This is a genomic window from Streptomyces gamaensis, assembly GCF_042656465.1.
Lineage (GTDB): Bacteria > Actinomycetota > Actinomycetes > Streptomycetales > Streptomycetaceae > Streptomyces > Streptomyces gamaensis.
Genome location: NZ_JBHSPB010000002.1, coordinates 401,568 through 424,746 on the forward strand (window position 1 = coordinate 401,568; position 23,179 = coordinate 424,746).

The window sequence follows — 23,179 nt, forward strand, 5'->3', positions numbered from 1 at the left end:
GCGCAACATGGTCGAGTCCGGGCTCAACGGGACTGGGAATCAGGCTGGTTCGGTGGATTCGGCCGATGGCATAGCCGTCATCGGCCTCGCGTGCCGACTGCCGGGGGCCGCTGACCCGGCCGCTTTCTGGCGGCTGCTCAGCGAGGGCGCGGAGGCGATCACGGACGTGCCGCCGGACCGGTGGGACGCGGCAGCGGCGGCCGCCGCCGACACCTCCGCGCCGGGCAGGACGGACATCCGCCGAGGCGGATTCCTCGACCGCATCGGCCACTTCGACGCCGGCTTCTTCGGGCTGTCGCCCAAGGAGGCCGCGGCCATGGACCCGCAGCAGCGGCTCATGCTGGAGCTCGCCTGGGAGGCACTGGAGGACGCGCACACGCGCGCCGAGACCCTGCGCTCCACCCGGACCGGGGTGTTCGTCGGCGCCATCTGGGACGACTACGCCACCCTGCACTACCGCTCCGGGCTGACGGCCGTCTCCCCGCACACCGTCACGGGCCTGCACCGCAGCATCATCGCCAACCGGGTCTCGTACTTCCTCGGCCTGAACGGCCCCAGCCTGACGGTCGATTCGGGGCAGTCCTCCTCCCTGGTCTCGGTCCACCTGGCCTGCGAGAGCCTCCGCAAGGGCGAGTCGACGGTCGCGCTGGCGGGCGGCGTGAACCTCAACATCGTCCCCGAAAGCACCCTGGGCGCCGCGAAGTTCGGCGGACTGTCCCCCGACGGACGCTGCTACACCTTCGACGCCCGCGCCAACGGCTACGTCCGGGGCGAGGGCGGCGGCATCGTCGTCCTCAAGCCCCTCGACCGGGCCCTCGCCGACGGGGACCGGGTCTACTGCGTGATCCGCGGCAGCGCCGTCAACAACGACGGCGGCGGCAAGGGCCTGACCGTACCGCTGCAGTCCGGGCAGGAGCAGGTGCTCCGGCTCGCCTACGAGCGGGCCGGCGCCGACCCCGCCCACGTCGGCTACGTCGAGCTGCACGGCACCGGCACCAAGGTCGGCGACCCCGTCGAGGCGGCCGCGCTCGGCACCGTGCTCGGCGCGGGCCGCGACCCTGGCCGGCCCCTGCGGGTCGGCTCGGCCAAGACCAACGTCGGCCACCTGGAGGGCGCGGCGGGCATCACCGGTCTGCTCAAGGTCGCCCTGTCGCTCAGCCACCGCGAACTGCCCGCCAGCCTCAACTTCGAGACCCCCAACCCCGCGATCCCGCTGGACCGGCTCAACCTCCGGGTCCAGGACGGGCACAGCGCGTGGGACAGCCAGGACGGCCGCCCGCTGCTCGCCGGCGTCAGCTCCTTCGGCATGGGAGGCACCAACTGCCACATGGTGCTGGCGGAACACCGGACGGCCGAGGACGGGCCCGCGCCCCGGCCGAGCACGGCACCGACGCTGTGGCCGCTGTCCGCCAAGACCGCCTCCGGGCTGCGCGCCCAGGCCGCCGCACTCCTCTCGCACGTCGAGACGCAGTCCGAGACGCATGTCGAGGCGCACCCCGAGACACACGGCGAGGCGCAGCCCGGGACGCGCGGCGAGGCGCACCCCGACCCGGCCCTCTCCGACATCGGCCGGACCCTGGCCACCGGACGCACCGCCTTCGAGCACCGGGCCGTCGTCGTGGGCGAGGACCGCGCGGACTTCCTGCGCGCCCTGCGTGAACTGGCCGCCGGAGGCATCGACGCCGCACTGACCACCGGCCGCGTCGGCCCGCGCGACCAGGTCGCCTTCCTCTTCTCCGGCCAGGGCAGCCAGCGCGCCGGAATGGGCCGCGGACTGGCCGCGAAATTCCCGGTGTTCGCCGCCGCCCTCGACGAGATCTGCGCCCACCTCGACCCCCGGCTGCCCCGGCCCCTGCGCGAGGTCATGTTCGCGCCCGAAGGCTCCGAGGAAGCGGCGGAACTCGACCGCACCCTCTACACCCAGACCTCGCTGTTCGCCGTCGAGGTCGCCCTGTTCCGGCTGCTGGAGAGCTGGGGCATCACCCCCGACGTCCTGATGGGCCACTCCATCGGCGAACTGGCCGCCGCCCACACGGCCGGAGTCCTCTCCCTCGCCGACGCCTGCGAACTCGTCGCCGCACGCGGCCGGTTGATGCAGGCCCTGCCCGCCGGCGGAGCCATGATCGCCGTGCAGAGCACCGAGGACGAGGTACGCGCCCTCATCGGCGACCGCGCGGACCGCGTGAGCATCGCCGCGCTCAACGGCCCGGACTCCCTCGTCGTCTCCGGCGACGAGGACCTCGTCACCGAGATCGCCGACGCCTGCGCGGCCCAGGGCCGCAAGACCAGCCGACTGCGCGTCAGCCACGCCTTCCACTCCCCGCACATGGAACCCATGCTGGCGGAATTCCGCAGCGTGGCCGAACGCCTGACCTTCCATCAGCCCCGTATCCCGATCGTCTCCAACGTGACGGGCCGGTTGTCCGAGGAGTACGAGGGACGCACGGCCGAGTACTGGGTCCGCCACGTCCGCGACGAGGTCCGCTTCGCCGACGGTGTCGCCCGCCTCGACGAGCAGGGCGTCCGCACCTACCTGGAGCTCGGCCCCGGCGGCGTACTGACCTCCCTGGCCCGCGCCTGTGCGCCCGGCGAAGCCCTGTTCGTCCCCGCCCTGCGCGCCCGCCGCCCCGAGCCGCAGGCCCTGCTGGCGGCGGTCGCGGCACTGCACGTCCACGGCCTGGAGCCGGACTGGCACGCCCTGTTCGAGGGGCGCGGCACACGCCACGCACCCCTGCCCACCTACGCGTTCGAGCGACGCCGGTACTGGCTGGACGGGACCACCACCCCGGCCGCCACCGTCACCGACGCACCACCAGCCGTCCCGCAGCCGGACGCGGCAACAGACACCGACAGCGACGCCGGCATCGATACCGGGACCTCCGTCGCCCCCGTCGGCGCCCTGGCGCAGCGGCTGGCCAGCCTGCCCGAGAGCGAACGCGACGCGACCGTGCTCGACCTCGTCCGTACGAACATCGCGGCCGTGCTCGGACACGCCGAAGCCGCGGCGGTCGAGACCGAGTGGACCTTCCACGACCTCGGCTTCGACTCCCTCAGCTCCGTCGAACTGCGCAACCAGCTCACGCAGGCGACCGGTCTGCGCCTGCCCAGCGGGCTGCTCTTCGACCACCCGACCCCCCTCGCGCTCGCCCGCCACCTGAGCACGGCAGCCCTGGGCGAGGACGCGGCGGCCGCCGAGCCCGACACCGTGGCCGACCCCGACGAGCCGATCGCGATCGTCGCGATGAGCTGCCGCCTCCCGGGCGGGGTGCGCTCCCCGGAAGACCTGTGGCGGCTGGTCGCCGGCGGCGGTGACGCCGTGTCCGGCTTCCCCGCCGACCGGGGCTGGGACATCGAGTCCCTCTACGACCCCGAGCCCGGCACCCCCGGCAAGTCCTCGACGCGACAAGGCGGATTCCTCCACGAGGCAGCCGGCTTCGACGCCGGGTTCTTCGGCATCAGCCCCCGCGAGGCCGCCGCGATCGATCCGCAGCAGCGCCTGGTCCTGGAGACCGCCTGGGAGGCCGTCGAACGCGCCGGCATCGACCCGGCCACGCTGCGCGGCAGCCGGGCCGGCGTGTTCATCGGCGCGACGGCGCAGGACTACGGGCCCCGGCTCCACGAGCCCGTGGAGGGCATCGAGGGCTATCTCCTGACCGGCACGACCACCAGCGTCGCCTCGGGCCGGGTGGCCTACTCCTTCGGCCTTGAAGGACCGGCGGTCACCGTCGACACGGCGTGCTCGTCCTCGCTGGTGGCCCTGCACCTGGCGATCCAGTCGCTGCGCAGCGGCGAGTGCTCGATGGCGCTGGCCGGCGGCGTGACCGTGATGTCGACACCCGGCATGTTCGTGGAGTTCAGCCGTCAGCGCGGGCTGTCGGCGGACGGCCGCTGCAAGGCGTTCGCGGCCGGTGCGGACGGCACCGGGTGGGCCGAGGGCGTCGGCATGCTGCTGGTCGAACGGCTCAGCGACGCACGCCGTAACGGGCATCAGGTGCTGGCGGTCGTCCGGGGATCCGCCGTCAACCAGGACGGTGCGTCGAACGGTCTGACGGCACCGAACGGTCCTTCGCAGCAGCGCGTCATCCGGCAGGCGCTGGCCGCTGCCGGGCTGTCTGCGGCGGATGTGGACGCGGTCGAGGCGCACGGTACGGGCACGAAGCTGGGCGACCCGATCGAGGCGGAAGCCCTGATCGCCACGTACGGTCAGGAGCGGCCGGAGGAACGGCCGTTGTGGCTGGGATCGTTGAAGTCCAACATCGGCCACGCGCAGGCCGCCGCCGGTGTCGCCGGTGTGATCAAGATGGTCATGGCGATGCGTCATGGCGTGCTGCCGCAGACGCTGCATGTCGATGAACCCACGCCGCATGTGGACTGGTCGGAGAGCGGCGTGCGGCTGCTCACCGAGGCGGTCGACTGGCCGGAGTCGGACCACCCGCGCCGGGCCGGCATCTCCTCCTTCGGTATCAGCGGCACGAACGCGCACGTCGTCGTCGAGCACGTCCCGGCGGGCGAGGAGCCCGTCCGCGAGGTGGTCGCCGGGCCGGTGCCATGGGTGCTGTCCGCGAAGAGCGAGGCGGCACTGCGGGGTCAGGCCGAGCGGCTTCTGTCGTTCGTGGGTGACGAGGCGCGGCCGGCCGATGTCGGTCTCTCGCTGGCCACGACACGGTCGACGCTGGAGCACCGGGCAGTGGTGGTGGGGGAGAGCCTGGAGGAACTCACCGATGCTGTACGGGCGTTGGCCTCGGGTTCTCCGTCGGCTTCGGTGGTGCAGGGGGTGGCGCGTTCCGGGGGCAGGGTCGGTTTCCTGTTCTCGGGTCAGGGGTCGCAGCGGCTGGGGATGGGCCGGGAGCTGTATGAGGCGTTCCCGGTGTTCGCGGCCGCCTACGACGAGGTGTGTGCGCTGCTGGAGACGTCGGTCGATGTCGACTCGGAGGAGTTGAACCAGACCGGGTGCACGCAGCCTGCGTTGTTCGCGGTCGAGGTGGCGTTGTTCCGGCTGCTGGAGTCCTGGGGGATCCGCCCGGACTGTGTGGCGGGTCATTCCGTCGGTGAGATCGCGGCCGCGCATGTGGTGGGTGTGTTGTCGCTTCAGGATGCGGCGAGGCTGGTGTCGGCGCGTGCTGCGCTGATGCAGGCGCTGCCCGTCGGCGGGGCGATGGTCGCTGTCCAGGCCACGGAGGACGAAGTCCTGCCGCACCTGACCGACAACGTAGGGATCGCGGCAGTCAACGGCCCGCAGTCCGTGGTGATTTCCGGTGCCGAGGATGCTGTCCTCGGGATCGCGGAGGTTTTCGCCGGGCAGGGTCGTAAGACGTCCCGGCTGAAGGTCAGTCACGCCTTCCACTCGCCGCTGATGGACCCGATGCTGGACGAGTTCCGTGCGGTCGTTCAAGGCCTGTCCTTCAATGAGGCGCGGATTCCCGTGGTTTCCACCCTGACGGGCCGTCTGGCGGAGCCTTACACGGCCGAGTACTGGGTCCGCCACGTCCGTGAAGCGGTCCGCTTCGCCGACGGCGTCCAGACCCTGCACGACCACGGCGTGACCACCTTCGTCGAGATCGGCCCCGGCGGTGTCCTGAGCGCGCTCACTCAGGGCTGCGTGGACGGCGCGCTCACCGTCCCGGTCCTGCGCGCCGACCGTCCCGAGCCGCAGGCTGTCATCACCGCTCTCGGGCAACTGCACGTCCAGGGCCTCTCCCCGGACTGGCACGCCCTCTTCCCCGGCGCCCACCGCGTCGAGCTGCCCACCTACGCCTTCCAGCACGAGCGTTACTGGCTCGATGCACCCCAGACAGTTGCTCAGGGTGCGGCCGACGCCATGGACACCGAGTTCTGGGACCTCGTCGAGAGTGAGGACCACGAGTCCCTCGGCGCTCTCCTGGGGCTGCCCCCGGCCGAGTTGGACGTGGTGGCCCCCCGGCTGTCCGGCTGGCGTCGGCAGCGGCGCGAGCAGTCCACTGCCGACGGCTGGCGTTACCGGATCACCTGGCAGCCGCTCGGCGACATCGGTGCCGTACCGTCCGGTACCTGGCTCTACGTGGTGCCCGAGGAGACCGAGTGGACGGCGGCGATCCAGGACGGCCTCGCGGAACTCGGCGTCAGTATCGTCCTGTTGACCCTGACCGAGGACACCGACCGTGAGTCGTTGGCCCGGGTCCTCGCCGACGCCGGTCCGCAGGCCGACGGCATCGTGTTCGCCGCTGCGGGGACGCAGGCGCTCCAACGCCTCGTCCTGCTCGTACAGGCCCTCGGCGACGCGGGCATCGAGGCCCCGCTGTGGTGCGTGACCAGTGGCGCGGTGTCCACCGGCGCCTCGGACCCGCTCACCGACCCCGCCGCCGCGCAGCTGTGGGGGCTTGGCCGGGTCGTCGCCCTGGAGCAGCCGCAGCGGTGGGGCGGGCTCGTCGACCTGCCCGGCGTACCCGACTCCACGGCGGTGCGACGGCTCGCCGGCCTGCTGACCCAGGCCGGCGAGGACCAACTCGCCGTCCGCGCCTCGGGCGTGTCCGTGCGCCGCCTGGTGCGCGCCCCGCAGAGCGCGGCTCTGACGGACGCGCTCTGGTCGCCGCGTGGCACCGTACTCGTGACCGGCGGTACGGGCGCGCTCGGCGGGCACGTCGCCCGCTGGCTCGCGACGGCCGGAGCCGAGCACCTGCTGCTCACCAGCCGCCGGGGCCCCGACGCCCCTGGTGCCGCCGAACTCAAGGCGGAGCTGGAGGAGTTGGGCGCCCGCGTCACGGTCGCCGCTTGCGACGCGGCCGACCGGACCGCGCTCACCGAGCTGTTCGACCTGCACACCGTCAACGCCGTGGTGCACACCGCCGGCGTCCTCGACGACGGCCTGGTCGAATCCCTCACGCCCGAGTCGCTGCACAAGGTGCTGCGCCCCAAGGCACAGGCGGCGCTCCACCTGCACGAGCTCACCCGGGACCGGCAGGACCTCGACGCGTTCGTGATGTTCTCGTCGATGACCGGCGTGTGGGGCAACGGCGGTCAGGGCGCCTACGCGGCCGCCAACGCCTTCCTCGACGCCCTCGCCGAGCAGCGCCGCGCCCAGGGACTGCCCGCGCTGGCGGTCGCGTGGGGGCCCTGGGCCGACGGCGGCATGGCCGACGGCGCCGCCGGAGAGCACCTGCGCAGGCGCGGCATCCGGGCCATCGCGGCCCTCCCGTCGATCTCCGTACTGCACCACGCGCTGACACACGGCGAGACGTGCGTGACCGTCGCGGACGTCGACTGGGACCGTTTCGTCCCGGCCTTCGCCGCCACGCGCCCCTGCCCGCTGCTGCACGGGGTGCCCGAGGCCCGTACGGCCCTCGAAGCACGCGACCGGGCCGCGCGGGCCGCCGAGGTGCCCGCGTCCGCGCTGGCGCGGAGCCTGCGGGGGACCGCGCCCGGCGAGCAGGAGCGCATCCTGCTGAACCTGGTCCGCGAGCAGGCCGCCACCGTGCTCGGCCACACCGGCAAGGCCGCCGCCTTCGAGGCCGACCGGACGTTCCGCGAGACCGGCTTCGACTCGCTCACCGCCGTCGAACTGCGCCACAGGCTCAACACCGCCACCGGTCTCAAGCTGCCCGCCACTCTGGTCTACGACCACCCCACCCCCACCGCCCTCGCCCGTCATCTGCGCGAGGAACTCCTCGGCCGGCACGGGACGGAGCCCGGTGCGGCGGCGCGGGCCACGGCCGTCGCGAGCGACGAGCCCCTCGCGATCGTGGCGATGAGCTGCCGCTTCCCCGGCGGCGTCGAGTCGCCCGAGGACCTGTGGGAGCTGCTGCGGGACGGCCGCGACGCGGTGTCCGGGTTCCCCACCGACCGCGGCTGGGACATCGACTCCCTCTACGACCCGGACCCCGACCGGCCCGGCAGGACGTACGCGTGCGAGGGCGGCTTCGTCCAGGGCGCCGACCGCTTCGACGCCGCCGTGTTCGGGATCTCGCCGCGTGAGGCTCTCGCCATGGACCCGCAGCAGCGGCTGCTGCTGGAGACCGCGTGGGAGGCGTTCGAGCGCGCCGGCATCGCCCCCTCCTCCGTACGTGCCGACCGGACCGGTGTCTTCATCGGCACGAACGGCCAGGACTACGCCAACGGGCTGCGCAACGCGCCCGAGGAGATCGAGGGTTACGTCCTCACCGGCAAGGCCGCCTCGGTGGTCTCCGGCCGCATCTCCTACACCTTCGGCCTTGAGGGCCCGGCGGTCACGGTCGACACGGCGTGCTCGTCGTCGCTGGTCGCCCTGCACTTGGCGGCCCAGGCGCTGCGGAACGGCGAGTGCTCCATGGCCCTGGTCGGCGGTGTCACCGTGATGACCACGCCGGACATGTTCGTGGAGTTCAGCCGTCAGCGCGGGCTGTCGCCGGACGGCCGCTGCAAGGCGTTCGCTGAAGGTGCGGACGGCACGGGCTGGGGCGAGGGCGTCGGCATGCTGCTGGTCGAGCGGCTGTCGGACGCACAGCGCAACGGACACCGGATCCTCGCCGTGGTGCGCGGTACGGCAGTCAATCAGGACGGTGCGTCGAACGGTCTGACGGCGCCGAACGGTCCTTCGCAGCAGCGGGTCATCCGGCAGGCGCTGGCCGCCGCCGGGCTGTCGCCCGCCGACGTGGACGCGGTCGAAACGCACGGCACGGGCACCAAGTTGGGCGACCCGATCGAGGCGCAGGCGCTGCTGGCGACGTACGGTCAGGAGCGCACGGAAGAACGGCCGTTGTGGATCGGCTCCGTCAAGTCCAACATCGGCCACACGCAGGCCGCCGCAGGCGTGGCCGGCATCATCAAGATGGTCATGGCGATGCGCCACGGTGTGCTGCCGCGAACCCTGCACGTGGACGAGCCCACGCCGCACGTGGACTGGTCGGCGGGTGCCGTGCGACTGCTCACCGAGTCCGTGGAGTGGCCCTCGGACGACCTGCCGCGCCGCGCGGCGGTGTCCTCCTTCGGTATCAGCGGCACCAACGCGCACACGATCATCGAGCAGGCGCCGACCATGGAGGAGCCGGCTCCGACGCCGGACTCCGGTGGGGTCGTGCCATGGGTGCTCTCGGCGAAGAGCGAGGCAGCGCTGCGGGCGCAGGCGGAGCGCCTGCTGGAGTACGCCGCTGACGAAGTCCCGCTGCCGGACACCGGGTTCTCGCTCGCCGTCGCCCGGTCGGGACTGGAACACCGGGCCGCCGTGGTCGGCGCCGACCCGGACGAACTGCGCGCGGGGCTGGCCGCGCTCGCGGCCGGAGAACCGGCGGCGAACGTGGTGACCGGGCGCGCCAGGGCCGAGGGCAAGGTCGGTTTCCTGTTCTCGGGTCAGGGGTCGCAGCGGCTGGGGATGGGTCGGGAGTTGTACGAGGCGTTCCCGGTGTTCGCGGAGGCGTACGACCAGGTGTGTGCGTATCTCGACGCGCCGGTTGACGTCGATACGGAGGAGTTGCACCAGACCGGGTGCACTCAGCCTGCGCTGTTCGCCATTGAAGTGGCGTTGTTCCGGCTGCTGGAGTCCTGGGGCATCCGCCCGGACTTTGTAGCCGGTCACTCGGTGGGTGAGATCGCGGCCGCGCATGTGGCCGGGGTGCTGTCGCTTCAGGACGCGGCGAAGCTGGTGTCGGCGCGTGCCGCGCTGATGCAGGCGTTGCCTGCTGGTGGGGCGATGGTGGCGGTGCAGGCCACGGAGGACGAGGTCCTGCCGCACCTGATCGACAACGTCGGGATCGCTGCAATCAACGGCCCGCATTCCGTGGTGATTTCCGGCGCTGAGGACGCGGTGCTGGCGATCGCGGAGGTTTTCGCCGGGCAGGGTCGTAAGACGTCCCGGCTGAAGGTCAGTCACGCGTTCCACTCGCCGCTGATGGATCCGATGCTGGTCGAGTTCCGCGTGGTCGTTGAAGGCCTGTCCTTCAACGAGGCGCGGATTCCGGTGGTGTCGACCCTGACGGGTCGTCTGGCGGAGGCTTATACGGCCGAGTACTGGGTCCGTCACGTCCGTGAAGCGGTCCGCTTCGCCGACGGCGTGCAGACCCTGCACGAATTCGGCGTGAGCACGTTCGTGGAGATCGGCCCCGGCGGTGTCCTGAGCGCGCTCACTCAGGGCTGCGTGGACGGCGCGCTCACCGTCCCGGTCCTGCGCGCCGACCGCCCCGAGCCGCAAGCCGCCGTCACTGCCGTCGGACAGCTGCACGTCCAGGGCATCTCCCCGGACTGGCACGTGTTCTTCCCCGGTGCACGGACCGTCGATCTGCCCACCTACGCCTTCCAGCGTGAGCGCTACTGGCTCGACGCCCCCGCCTCGGTCGGCGACATGCGTGCCGTGGGCCAGGGCGAGGCCGGACACCCCCTGCTCGGGGCCGCCGTACCGCTGGCCGACGGTGACGGCCAACTGCTCACCGGGCGGCTCTCATTGCACACGCACCCGTGGCTGGCGGATCACGCCGTGAACGGGGTTGTCCTGCTGCCGGGAACCGCGTTCGTCGAACTGGCCGTCACCGCCGCCGACGCCGTGGGCTGTGACTTGCTGGAGGAGCTGACGCTGGAGGCGCCGCTGCGCGTGCCCGAGCGCGGAGGTGTCGCCCTCCAGGTGCGCGTGGGCGCCGACGACGGCGCGGGCCGCAGGCCGCTGACCGTGCACTCACGGATCGACGACGGGGACACGTACGAGGCCGGACGGACCTGGGTGCGGCACGCCTCCGGCACGCTGTCCGCCGCCACGGGTCCGGTGGACGGCTCGCTCGCCACGTGGCCGCCCGTGGGCGCGGAGCCGGTCGATGCCTACGGCTTCTACGAGCAACTCGCGGGCATGGCCCTCGACTACGGGCCGGCCTTCCAGGGGCTGCGTGCCGCGTGGCGGAGTGGGGACGACTTCTTCGCCGAGGTGGAACTGACCGGGGCGGAGCGCACCGGGGCGGGCGCGTACGGACTGCACCCCGCGCTGTTCGACGCGGCCCTGCACACCGTGTGGCTGGGCGCGGTCGAACCCGAGGCCGGAACCGGTCACGGGCTGCTGCCGTTCGCCTGGAGCGGTGTACGCCTGGCCGCCACCGGGGCCGCCGCCCTGCGCGTGAAGGTGTCGCGCGCGGGCACCGCCACGGTGTCGCTGACGCTGGCCGACGGCACCGGGGAGCCGGTCGCGCGTATCGACTCGCTGACCCTGCGCCCGGTATCCGCCGAGCAGTTGCGCGGTGGTTCCGGTGACGGCGACTCGCTGTTCGGCCTGGACTGGACGCCGCTCGCCCTGCCGCCCGTGCCCGACGGCACCAGGGTGGAGACGTACGGGGACTTCGCGGCACTGCGGGCCGCGGACCCGGTGCCGGACGCCGACGCCGTGGTCGTACCGTGCCCGACAGGGACCGGTGAAGGCACCGCCGCCCGGGTCCGTGAGGTCGCCGACTCCGTGCTGCGGCTGATGCAGTGGTGGCTGGCCGAGGACCGTCCGTCGCGACTGGTGCTGGTGACGCGCGCCGGGGACCTGGACCAGTCGGCGGTTCGCGGACTGGTGCGCTCGGCGCAGAGCGAGAACCCCGGCCGTTTCGTCCTCGTCGACGTCGACGTCGACGTCGACTCCGACGAGGGCGAGGTCGACGGTCTTGCCGGGCTGCTGCCCGGCCTGCTCGCTTCGGGCGAGCCGCAGGCCGAGGTGCGCGGGGGCGAGGTCCGGGTGCCGCGACTGGCCCGTATCGCCGTGCCGGACGCGGAGCAGGAGCTCCCCGAACTCGGATCCGGCACCGTGTTGTTGACCGGCGCCTCGGGCGGTCTGGGCCGGCTCGTCGCCCGGCATCTGGTGAGCGAACACGGAGTACGCAGCCTGCTCCTGGTCAGCCGCCGGGGCGGGGACGCGCCCGGCGCGGCGGAGCTCGCCGCCGAGCTGAGTGCGCAGGGCGCCGAGGTCGCCTGGGCCGCCTGCGACGTGGCCGACCGCGACGCCGTCCGTGACCTCCTCGCCGACCGCACGCTGTCTGCTGTCGTCCACACGGCGGGCGTCCTGGACGACGGAGTCGTCGCCGCGCTGACGCCCGAGCGCCTGGACGGCGTGTTCCGGCCCAAGGTCGACGCGGCGCTGAACCTGCACGAACTGGCCGGTGACCTGACCGCGTTCGTGCTGTTCTCCTCCGTGGCCGGCACCCTCGGCACCCCGGGCCAGGGCAACTACGCCGCCGCCAACACCTTCCTCGACGCCCTCGCCGAGCATCGCCGGGACCAGGGGCTGCCCGCCACCTCGCTGGCCTGGGGCCTGTGGGCGCAGGACAGCGACAGCGCGATGACCGGCGGTCTCGACCACACCGATCTCACCCGCATCAAGCGCATGGGTCTGGCCGCGATCCCGCCGGCCGAGGGCCTGCGGATGTTCGACGCCGGCCTTGCCACCGGGCGGGCCACCGTCGTCCCGATCCGGCTCGACACCTCCGCCTTCCGGGACGGACAGGGGCAGCCCGTGCCGTCCGTCCTGCGCGGCCTGGTCCGCGTCGCCCCGGCACGGCGCACGGCGACGGCGGCCAAGGCGGCCTCGTCCTCCCTGGGGCAGCGGCTGGCCGGGCTGCCGGAGGCCGAGCGCGAGCAGACGGTGCTGGAGCTGGTACGTACCGAGGTCGCGGCCGTGCTCGGGCACGCCGACAGCCAATCGGTCGGCGCGGACGACTCGTTCAAGGACATCGGCTTCGACTCGCTGACCGCCGTCGAACTGCGCAACCGGCTCAACTCGGCCGTCGGACTGCGCCTGCCCGCCACGCTGATCTTCGACTACCCGAACCCGCTCGCCCTCGCCCGCTACCTCACCACCGAGGCCACAGGCGCCGAAGAGGCACCGGTGACGGCCACCGCCTCCACGGTCGCCGTCGCGGCGGACGAGCCGATCGCGATCGTGGGGATGGCCTGCCGGTATCCCGGAGGGGTGCGGTCGCCCGAGGATCTGTGGCAGCTGGTGTTCTCCGGCCGTGACGCGGTCTCCGGGTTCCCCGAGGACCGGGGCTGGGACGTGGAGAACCTCTACGACCCCGACCCCGACCAGTGGGGCACCAGCTACACCCGAGAAGGCGGCTTCCTGCACGAAGCGGCCGACTTCGACGCGGAGTTCTTCGGGATCTCCCCGCGTGAGGCGCTGGCGATGGATCCGCAGCAGCGGCTGCTGCTGGAGACGTCGTGGGAGGCGTTCGAGCGGGCCGGGATCGATCCGGCCTCGGTGCGCGGCAGCCGGACCGGGGTGTTCGCCGGCGTGATGTACCACGACTACGGCGGCCGCGTGCACACCTCCCCGGCGGGCCTTGAGGGCTACCTCGTCAACGGCAGCGCGGGCAGCGTCGCTTCGGGCCGTGTCTCCTACACCTTCGGCCTTGAGGGTCCGGCGGTCACGGTCGACACCGCGTGCTCGTCGTCGCTCGTGGCTCTGCACCTGGCGGCCCAGTCGCTGCGGAACGGCGAGTGCTCGATGGCTCTCGTCGGCGGCGTCACCGTGATGGCCGGCCCGTCGGTCTTCGTGGAGTTCAGCCGTCAGCGCGGTCTGTCGCCGGACGGCCGTTGCAAGGCGTTCGCGGCGGGTGCGGACGGCACCGGGTGGGCCGAGGGCGCGGGCATGCTGCTCGTGGAGCGGCTCTCCGACGCACGCCGTAACGGGCATCAGGTGCTGGCTGTGGTACGGGGCACGGCTGTCAATCAGGACGGTGCGTCGAATGGTCTGACGGCGCCGAACGGTCCTGCGCAGCAGCGGGTGATCCGGGAGGCCCTGGCGGCTGCCGGGCTGTCTGCGTCGGACGTGGATGCGGTGGAGGCGCACGGTACGGGCACGCGGCTGGGTGACCCGATCGAGGCGCAGGCGCTGCTGGCGACGTACGGTCAGGAGCGGCCGGAGGAACGACCGTTGTGGCTGGGCTCGTTGAAGTCCAACATCGGCCACGCACAGGCTGCCGCCGGTGTCGGCGGCATCATCAAGATGGTCATGGCGATGCGTCATGGCGTGCTGCCGCAGACCTTGCACGTGGACGAGCCGACGCCGCACGTGGACTGGTCGGCCGGGGCGGTACGGCTGCTGACCGAGGCCGTCGACTGGGAAGCCAACGGTCCACGCCGTGCGGGCATCTCGTCCTTCGGTGTCAGCGGTACGAACGCGCACGTGATCGTCGAGCATGTCCCGGCGGGCGAGGAGCCCGTCCGCGAGGCGATTGCCGGGCCGGTGCTGTGGGTGCTGTCGGCAAAGACCGAGGCGGCGCTGCGGAGTCAGGCCGAGCGACTGATGTCCTTTGTGGATGCCGAGGCGCGGCCGGCTGATGTCGGTTTCTCGCTGGCCACGAATCGTTCGGTGCTGGAGCACCGGGCGGTGGTGGTGGGGGAGAACCGTGAGGAACTTCTTCGTGGCCTTGGGGACTTGGCGTCCGGTGTGGCGTCGTCGGGTGTGGTGCTCGGGCGTCCGGCCGGCGGCAAGGTCGGGTTCCTCTTCTCCGGCCAGGGGTCGCAGCGGATCGGTATGGGCCGGGAGCTGTACGAGGCGTTCCCGGTGTTCGCAGCGGCCTACGACGAGGTGTGCGTGCATCTGGACGCGCCGGTTGACGTCGATACGGAGGAGTTGCACCAGACCGGCCGTACGCAGCCTGCGTTGTTCGCGGTCGAGGTGGCGTTGTTCCGGCTGCTGGAGTCCTGGGGGATCCGCCCGGACTGTGTGGCTGGTCATTCCGTCGGTGAGGTCGCGGCCGCGCATGTGGCCGGGGTGTTGTCGCTTCGGGATGCGGCGAGGCTGGTGTCGGCGCGTGCCGCGCTGATGCAGGCGTTGCCCGCCGGCGGGGCGATGGTGGCGGTGCAGGCCACGGAGGAGGAGGTCCTGCCGCACCTGACCGACAACGTCGGAATCGCGGCCATCAACGGACCGCAGTCGGTGGTGATTTCCGGCGCTGAGGACGCGGTGCTGGCGATCGCGGAGGTCTTCACCCAGCAGGGTCGTAAGACGTCGCGGCTGAAGGTCAGTCACGCGTTCCACTCGCCGCTGATGGATCCGATGCTGGACGAGTTCCGTGCGGTTGTCGGCGGGCTGGCGTTCAACGAGTCGCGCATCCCGGTGGTGTCAACCCTGACTGGTCGTCTGGCGGAGCCTTACACGGCCGAGTACTGGGTCCGCCACGTCCGTGAAGCCGTGCGCTTCGCCGACGGGGTGCAGACCCTGCACGAGTCGGGTGTGACCACCTTCGTGGAGATCGGCCCCGGTGGTGTCCTGAGCGCCCTCACCCAGGGCTGCCTGGACGGCGCGCTCACCGTCCCGGTCCTGCGTGCCGACCGCCCCGAGCCGCAAGCAGTCGTCACCGCCGTCGGACAGTTGCACGTGCACGGTGTCTCCCCGGACTGGCGCGCCCTCTTCCCCGGTGCGCGAACCGTCGATCTGCCCACCTACGCCTTCCAGTACGAGCGTTACTGGCTCGACGTCCCCCAGGCACCCGGCGACGTCCGGGCCGCCGGTCTGGGGTCGGCGGATCACCCGCTGCTCGGTGCCGCGATCGCGACCGCCGACAGTGACGGCATTCTGCTCACCGGGCTGATCTCACTGGACACCCACCCGTGGCTCGCCGACCACGCCGTCAACGGCAAGGTCCTGCTGCCCGGCACCGCGTTCGTCGAGCTGGCCGTCCGGGCGGGCGACGAGGTCGGCTGCGGGCAGATCGACGAACTCGCGCTGGCGACGCCCCTGGTGGTTCCCGAGCGCGGCAGTGTCACCCTGCAGGTGTCGGTCGGTGCCGAGGACACGTCCGGCCGACGGCAGCTGAGCGTGCACTCACGCGTCGGAGACGGTCCGTGGGCGCGGCATGCGACCGGCGTACTGTCCTCGGCGGAGGTGTCCCCCGCAGCCGTGGGCGCATGGCCGCCGGCGGGTGCGGAGGCCGTCGATCTGACGGCGTTCTACGAGGACTTGACCGAAGTCGGTCTGGAGTACGGCCCGGTCTTCCAGGGCCTGCGGTCGGTGTGGCGCAGCGGGGACGACGTCTTCGCCGAGGTCGAACTGCCGGAGGACGCGCGTGCCGACGCGGCTTCCTTCGCCGTGCACCCGGCGCTGCTGGACGCCGCCCTGCACGCCCTGGCCGCCGGCGGGCTGGTCTCTCTCACCGACGGGCCTCAGCTGCCGTTCGCATGGTCCGGTGTCGCCGTCCAGGCGGCCGGTGCGGCCATGGTCCGGGTGAAGCTGTCGCGCACGGGCGCCGATTCGGTGACGATCACCGTGGCCGACGGCACAGGTGATCCGGTGGCCTCGGTCGACTCGCTGACGCTGCGTGCCGTATCGGCGGAGCAACTGCGTGGTGCCAGTGCCGGCGACCCGCTGTTCGCACTGGAGTGGACGCCGCTCACCCTGCCCTCCGCTGTGGACGTGCCGGCGATCGAGTCCTTCGCGGACTTCGACGCACTGCGCGAGTCGACAAGCGAGCCGGACATCGCCGTAGTGCCGTGCCCGTCCGGGCCCGAAGCCGACACGGCCACCCGGGTCCGCGAAGTCACCGCCTCCGTACTGGAGTTGGTGCAGTGGTGGCTGGCGGAGGATCGTCCGGGTCGGCTGGTGCTGGTGACGGTTCCTGGTGATCTGGCGCATGCGGCGGTGTGGGGTTTGGTGCGGTCGGCGCAGTCGGAGCATCCGGAGCGGTTCGTGCTGGTGGAGGCGGAGGACCTCGGTGCGGCGGTGGGTGTGCTGCCTTCGGTGGTCGCGTCCGGTGAGCCGCAGTGCGCGGTACGCGGCGAGGAGGTGCTCGTACCGCGGCTGGCGAAGTCGTCCGCTGCTGCCGGGAGTACGCCGGACTTCGGGGACGGCACGGTTCTCGTGACCGGTGCGTCCGGGGCGCTGGGCGGACTCGTCGCCCGCCACCTCGTGAGCGAACACGGCGTACGCAGCCTGCTGCTGCTCAGCCGACGCGGCGCGGCCGCCCCCGGCGCGGCCGAAGTGGAAGCCGAACTCTCCGCGTCCGGCGCCCAGGTGCGCTGGGCGGCCTGCGACGCAGCCGACCGCGACGCCCTGACCGGGGCCCTCGCGGACACACCCGTGACCGCCGTCGTGCACACGGCCGGCGTCCTCGACGACGGTGTGATCGCCGCGCTGACTCCGGAACGCCTGGACGCGGTGCTGCGCCCGAAGGTCGACGCCGTGCTGAACCTCCACGAACTGACGGGCGGGCTCTCGGCGTTCGTGGTCTTCTCGTCGGTGTCCGGCATCCTGGGCAGCGCCGGCCAGGGCAACTACGCGGCGGCGAACACCTTCCTCGACGCCTTCGCCGAAGCCCGTCGCGCACAGGGCCTCCCCGCGACCTCGCTCGCATGGGGCCTGTGGGAGCAGGGCAGCGGCATGGCCGACCGGCTCGACCAGGCGGACCTCGTCCGCCTCAAGCGGGTGGGCCTGGCGCCCATCACCGTCGAGGAGGGACTGCGCCTGTTCGACGCGGCGCTGGCCTCGGACCGGGCGGCCGTAGCCCCGCTGCGGCTGGACCTCGGCGGGATACGGGGGACGACACCCCCGGTGCTGCGGGCACTGCGCGGCCCCGTACGCGGCACCGCGCGGCGTACGGCCCCGGCCGCGCCGAAGGGATCCCTGGGGCAGCGGCTGGCCGGGCTGCCGGAGGCCGAGCGCGAGCAGACGGTGCTGGAACTCGTCCGTACCGAGGTCGCCGCAGTACTCGGGCACGCTTCGGTCCAGGCGATCCAGCCGGAACTCGCCTTCCAGGAAGCCGGTTTCGACTCGCTCACCTCGGTGGAGCTGCGGAACCGGCTGAACACGGCGACGGGTCTGCGGCTGCCCGCGACGATGGTCTTCGACTACCCGACGCCCGTCGCCCTGTCCCGCTTCCTGCTGGCCGAGACGCTGGGCGTCCAGGAGCAGGCCGAGGCCGCTGCGGTCACCACGGCAGCGGCGGACGAGCCGATCGCCATCGTGGGGATGGCCTGCCGCTACCCCGGAGGGGTGCGGTCGCCCGAAGACCTGTGGCAGCTGGTGTTCTCCGGCCGCGACGCGATTTCCGGGTTCCCCGAGGACCGGGGCTGGGACGTCGAGAACCTCTACGACCCGGACCCCGACCGCGCCGGCAAGTCCTACGTCCGTCTCGGTGGATTCCTCCACGAAGCAGCCGAGTTCGACCCGGCGTTCTTCGGGATCTCGCCGCGCGAGGCACTCGCCATGGACCCGCAGCAGCGGCTGCTGCTGGAGACCTCGTGGGAGGCGTTCGAGCGGGCCGGGATCGATCCGGCCTCGGTGCGCGGCAGCCGGACCGGTGTCTTCGCCGGCGTGATGTACCACGACTACGGCGGGCGCGTGAAGACGGCGCCGGAAGGCATGGACGCCTATCTGGGCAGCGGCAGCGCGGGCAGCATCGCCTCCGGCCGCGTCTCCTACACCTTCGGCCTCGAAGGTCCGGCGGTCACGGTCGACACGGCGTGCTCGTCGTCGCTCGTGGCCCTCCACCTGGCCGCTCAGGCCATGCGGAACGGCGAGTGCTCGATGGCCCTGGTCGGCGGTGTCACCGTCATGGCGACTCCTTCGACGTTCGTGGAGTTCAGCCGTCAGCGCGGGCTGTCGCCCGACGGGCGGTGCAAGGCGTTCGCGGCGGGTGCGGACGGTACCGGGTGGGCCGAGGGCGCGGGCATGCTGCTCGTGGAGCGGCTGTCGGACGCGCAGCGCAATGGGCATCAGGTGCTGGCTGTCGTGCGGGGTACGGCCGTCAACCAGGACGGTGCGTCGAATGGTCTGACGGCGCCGAACGGTCCTTCGCAGCAGCGGGTCATTCGGCAGGCGCTGGCCGCCGCCGGGCTGTCTGCGGCCGAGGTGGACGTGGTGGAGGCGCACGGTACGGGCACGAAGTTGGGTGACCCGATCGAGGCGCAGGCGCTGCTGGCGACGTACGGTCAGGAGCGGCCGGAGGAACGTCCGTTGTGGCTGGGCTCGTTGAAGTCCAACATCGGTCACGCGCAGGCCGCCGCCGGTGTCGCCGGTGTGATCAAGATGGTCATGGCGATGCGTCATGGCGTGCTGCCGCAGACCTTGCATGTCGACGAGCCGACGCCGCACGTGGACTGGTCGGCGGGGGCGGTACGGCTGCTGACCGAGGCCGTCGACTGGGAGGCGGACGGTCCGCGCCGTGCGGGCATCTCGTCGTTCGGCATCAGCGGCACCAACGCCCACGTGATCGTCGAGCAGGCGCCTGTCGCAGCCGAGTTGTCCTCCACTCCAGAGCCGGCCCCGGTGGTGGTGCCGTGGGTGCTGTCGGCGAAGACCGAGGACGCGCTGCGCGGTCAGGCCGAGCGGCTGCTGTCCTCCGTGGACGCCGGAGCACAGCCGACGGACGTCGGCTTCTCGCTGGCCACGACCCGCTCCTCGATGGAGCACCGGGCGATAGTGATGGGGGAGAGCAGGGAAGAACTCCTGACGGCGCTGCGCGCGCTGGCCGACGACTCCCCGTCCGCGCGGATCGTCGTGGGCGAGGCGAGCGCGGTCGGCAAGACCGGTTTCCTGTTCTCGGGTCAGGGGTCGCAGCGGCTGGGGATGGGCCGGGAGCTGTACGCGGCGTTCCCGGTGTTCGCGGCCGCGTATGACGAGGTGTGTGCGCTGCTGGAGGTGGCGGTCGATGTCGACTCGGAGGAGTTGAACCAGACCGGGTGCACGCAGCCCGCGCTGTTCGCCATTGAGGTGGCGTTGTTCCGGCTCCTCGAATCGTGGGGAATCCGGCCGGACTTCGTGGCGGGTCACTCGGTGGGGGAGATCGCGGCCGCGCATGTGGCGGGTGTGTTGTCGCTTCAGGACGCGGCGAGGCTGGTGTCGGCGCGTGCCGCGCTGATGCAGGCGTTGCCTGTCGGCGGGGCGATGGTGGCGGTGCAGGCCACGGAGGACGAGGTCCTGCCGCACCTGACCGACAGCGTGGGGATCGCGGCCATCAACGGACCGCAGTCGGTGGTGGTTTCCGGCGCCGAAGAGGCCGTATTGGCGGTCGCGGAGGTCTTCGCCCAGCAGGGTCGTAAGACGTCCCGGCTGAAGGTCAGTCACGCGTTCCACTCGCCGCTGATGGACCCGATGCTCGACGAATTCCGTGCGGTTGTCAGCGGACTGACCTTCAACGAGCCCACGATCCCCGTGGTGTCGAACCTGACGGGGGCTCTGGCTGAGCCTTACGCGCCCGAGTACTGGGTCCGTCACGTCCGTGAAGCGGTCCGTTTCGCCGACGGCATCCGCACCCTGCACGACCACGGCGTGACCACCTTCGTCGAGATCGGCCCCGGCGGCGTCCTCAGCGGCATGACGCAAGGCTGCTTGGACGACGCGCTCACCGTCCCGGTCCTGCGTGCCGACCGCCCCGAGCCGCAGTCCGTCGTCACGGCCCTCGCCGAACTCCACGTACACGGTGTCTCCCCGTCCCCGGACTGGCACGCGTTCTTCCCCGGCGCCCACCGCGTCGAGCTGCCCACCTACGCCTTCCAGTACGAGCGTTACTGGCTGGACGCGCCCGAGGAGTTCACCGGTGGAGCCGCTGCCGCCGGACTCGGGCTGGGAGCGGCCGAGCACCCGCTGGCGGGCGCGGCAGTCGCGCTCCCGGGCGTCGGCGGACACCTGGTCACCGGGCGGCTCTCGCTCAAGACCCACCCCTGGCTCGCCGACCACACGGTCATGGGCAGCGTGCTGCTGCCGGGAACCGCGCTCGTGGAACTCGCCGTGCGCGCGGGCGACGAGGCCGGCTGCGCGCGCATCGAGGACCTGACCCTGGAAACGCCGCTGATCGTCCCCGAGAGCGGGGGCGTGGCCGTGCAGGTGTGGGTCGGTGCCGAAGAGGAGCAGGGCCGGCGCGCGGTGACCGTCCACTCGCGGCGGGAGAGCGCCACGGAGGACGAGCCGTGGGTCCGGCACGCCGTCGGCTACCTGACGGACCAGCCGGAACCCTCGTACGTACCCGACTTCGGCACCTGGCCGCCGGCGGGCGCCGAACCCGTCGACCTGACGGCCTTCTACGAGAACCTGTCCGAAGTCGGCCTGGAATACGGCCCGGTCTTCCAGGGCCTGCGGTCGGTGTGGCGCGCCGGGGACGACGTCCTCGCCGAGGTCGCCCTCGCCGAGGACACGGAGGCGGGCGCGTTCGCCCTGCACCCGGCGCTGCTGGACGCCGCGCTCCACGCGATCGGCGCGGGCGGTGCCGTCACCGTCGGGGACGGGCCGCTGCTGCCCTTCGCCTGGTCCGGAGTGAGCGTACGGGCCGTCGGCGCGACGGCGTTGCGGGTCAGGGTCTCGCCGGCGGGCAGCGACGCGGTGTCGCTGGCCGTGGCCGACACCGCCGGCGGCCTGGTGGCCACGGTCGACACGCTGTCGCTGCGGCCGGTCTCCCGGGAGCAACTGCGCGAAACAGGCAACGGCGACTGGCTGTACGGTCTCGCATGGCAGCCGGTGACACTCGGCGAGAGTGCCGAACTCGACGTACGGACGTACGCGGACCTGGCTGCCCTCACCGCCGAACCCGCCCTGCCCGAGGTCGCGGTCGTGCCGTGCCCCGTGGGAACCGGCGAGGACACCGCACAGCGGATGCACACCGTCGCCGCCTCCGTCCTGGAGTTGGTGCAGTGGTGGCTGGCGGAGGACCGTCCTGGCCGGCTGGTGCTGGTGACGGTTCCTGGTGATCTGGCGCATGCGGCGGTATGGGGGCTGATGCGGTCGGCGCAGTCGGAGCACCCGGAGCGGTTCGTGCTGGTGGAGGCGGAGGACCTCGGTGCGGCGGTGGGTGTGCTGCCTTCGGTGGTCGCGTCCGGTGAGCCGCAGTGCGCGGTACGCGGCGAGGAGGTGCTCGTACCGCGGCTGGCGAAGTCGTCCGCTGCTGCCGGGAGTACGCCGGACTTCGGGGACGGCACGGTCCTGGTGACCGGTGCCTCCGGGGCGCTGGGCGGACTCGTCGCCCGCCACCTGGTCTCCGAGCACAAGGCGCGCCGGCTGCTGCTGGCGAGCCGCCGGGGCGCGGAGGCCGACGGAGCGGCCGAGCTGACCGCCGAGCTGTCCGAGTGGGGTGCCGAAGTCACCTGGGCGGCCTGCGACATGGCGGACCGGGAAGCCGTCTCCGCGATGCTGGACACGCTCGACGGCCACCCGCTGTCGGCCGTCGTGCACACCGCGGGCCTTCTCGACGACGGAGTCGTCTCCGCGCTCACACCGGAAAGGATGCGCGAGGTATTCCGGCCCAAGGTGGACGCCGTACTCAACCTTCACGAGTGCACCCGGGACATGGACCTGGCCGCCTTCGTCCTCTTCTCCTCCGTCGCCGGAATCGTCGGCAGCGCGGGACAGGCGAGTTACGCGGCGGCGAATTCCTTCCTCGACGCCTTCGCCGCCCGCCTTCGCCGCGACGGTCTGCCGGCCATATCGCTGGCGTGGGGAGTGTGGGAGCAGTCCGGTGCGATGACCGACGGTCTCGCCGAGGCCGACCGGGCGCGCATGGCGCGCAGCGGCGTACTGCCGCTGTCGTCCCAGGAGGGACTGCGGCTGTTCGACGCGGCACTGGCCTCGGACGAGCCGGTGCTCGCCCCGGTCCGCATCGACACCCGTGCGCTGCGCACCGGTGAACCCCCGGCGGTGCTGCGGTCCTTGGCACCGGCGCCCGCCCGCAGGAACGACCGGACGGCGGCAGCGCCCTCCGCGTCCTCCCTGGCGGACCGCCTGGCGGGCCTGCCGGAGAGCGAGCGCGACAAGACCGTGCTGGACCTGGTACGGGCCGAGGTCGCCGCGGTCCTGGGCCACGCCTCGGACCGCACGGTCCAGCCGGAACACGCCTTCCAGGACCTGGGCTTCGACTCGCTGACGGCCGTCGAACTCCGCAACCGGCTGAACAAGGCCACCGGGCTGCGGCTGCCCGCGACGCTGGTCTTCGACTGTCCGACGCCCGCTCTCCTGGCCCGGCACGTGCTCGCGGAGACGGCGCCGGCGGCCGGACCCGGCCTAGTGGAATCCCTACTTGCCGATCTCGACAGGCTCGAACAAGAATTGCTCGCGAAGGTGGCTCAGGGCGATGCCCACGACCGGATCGTGTCAAAGCTCCACAGTCTCCTGGCAGTTGCCGGAAGTTCCGGCAAGGCGCCGGAAGACCCTGGAATGAGCGGCGATCTGGAAACGGCCACGGACGACGAAATGTTCGATCTGCTCGGCAAGGAATTCGGGATCTCCTGACGATTCCGGCGTCCCGGTGAATCCCTTGCCGAATTCCGGTAAGTCTGCACAGGGGTGAGGGACGAT

1 protein-coding gene is annotated in these 23,179 nt (G+C 72.2%); it reads left to right on the top strand.

Annotated features, from left to right (window positions below; all coding sequences use genetic code 11):
- The first annotated feature begins 7 nt into the window (after nucleotides 1–7).
- Complete coding sequence (locus tag ACFP1Z_RS04425; protein WP_390314516.1) at nucleotides 8–23,113, top strand: type I polyketide synthase; 23,106 nt, start codon at nucleotides 8–10, stop codon at nucleotides 23,111–23,113.
- Nucleotides 23,114–23,179 lie beyond the last annotated feature (66 nt).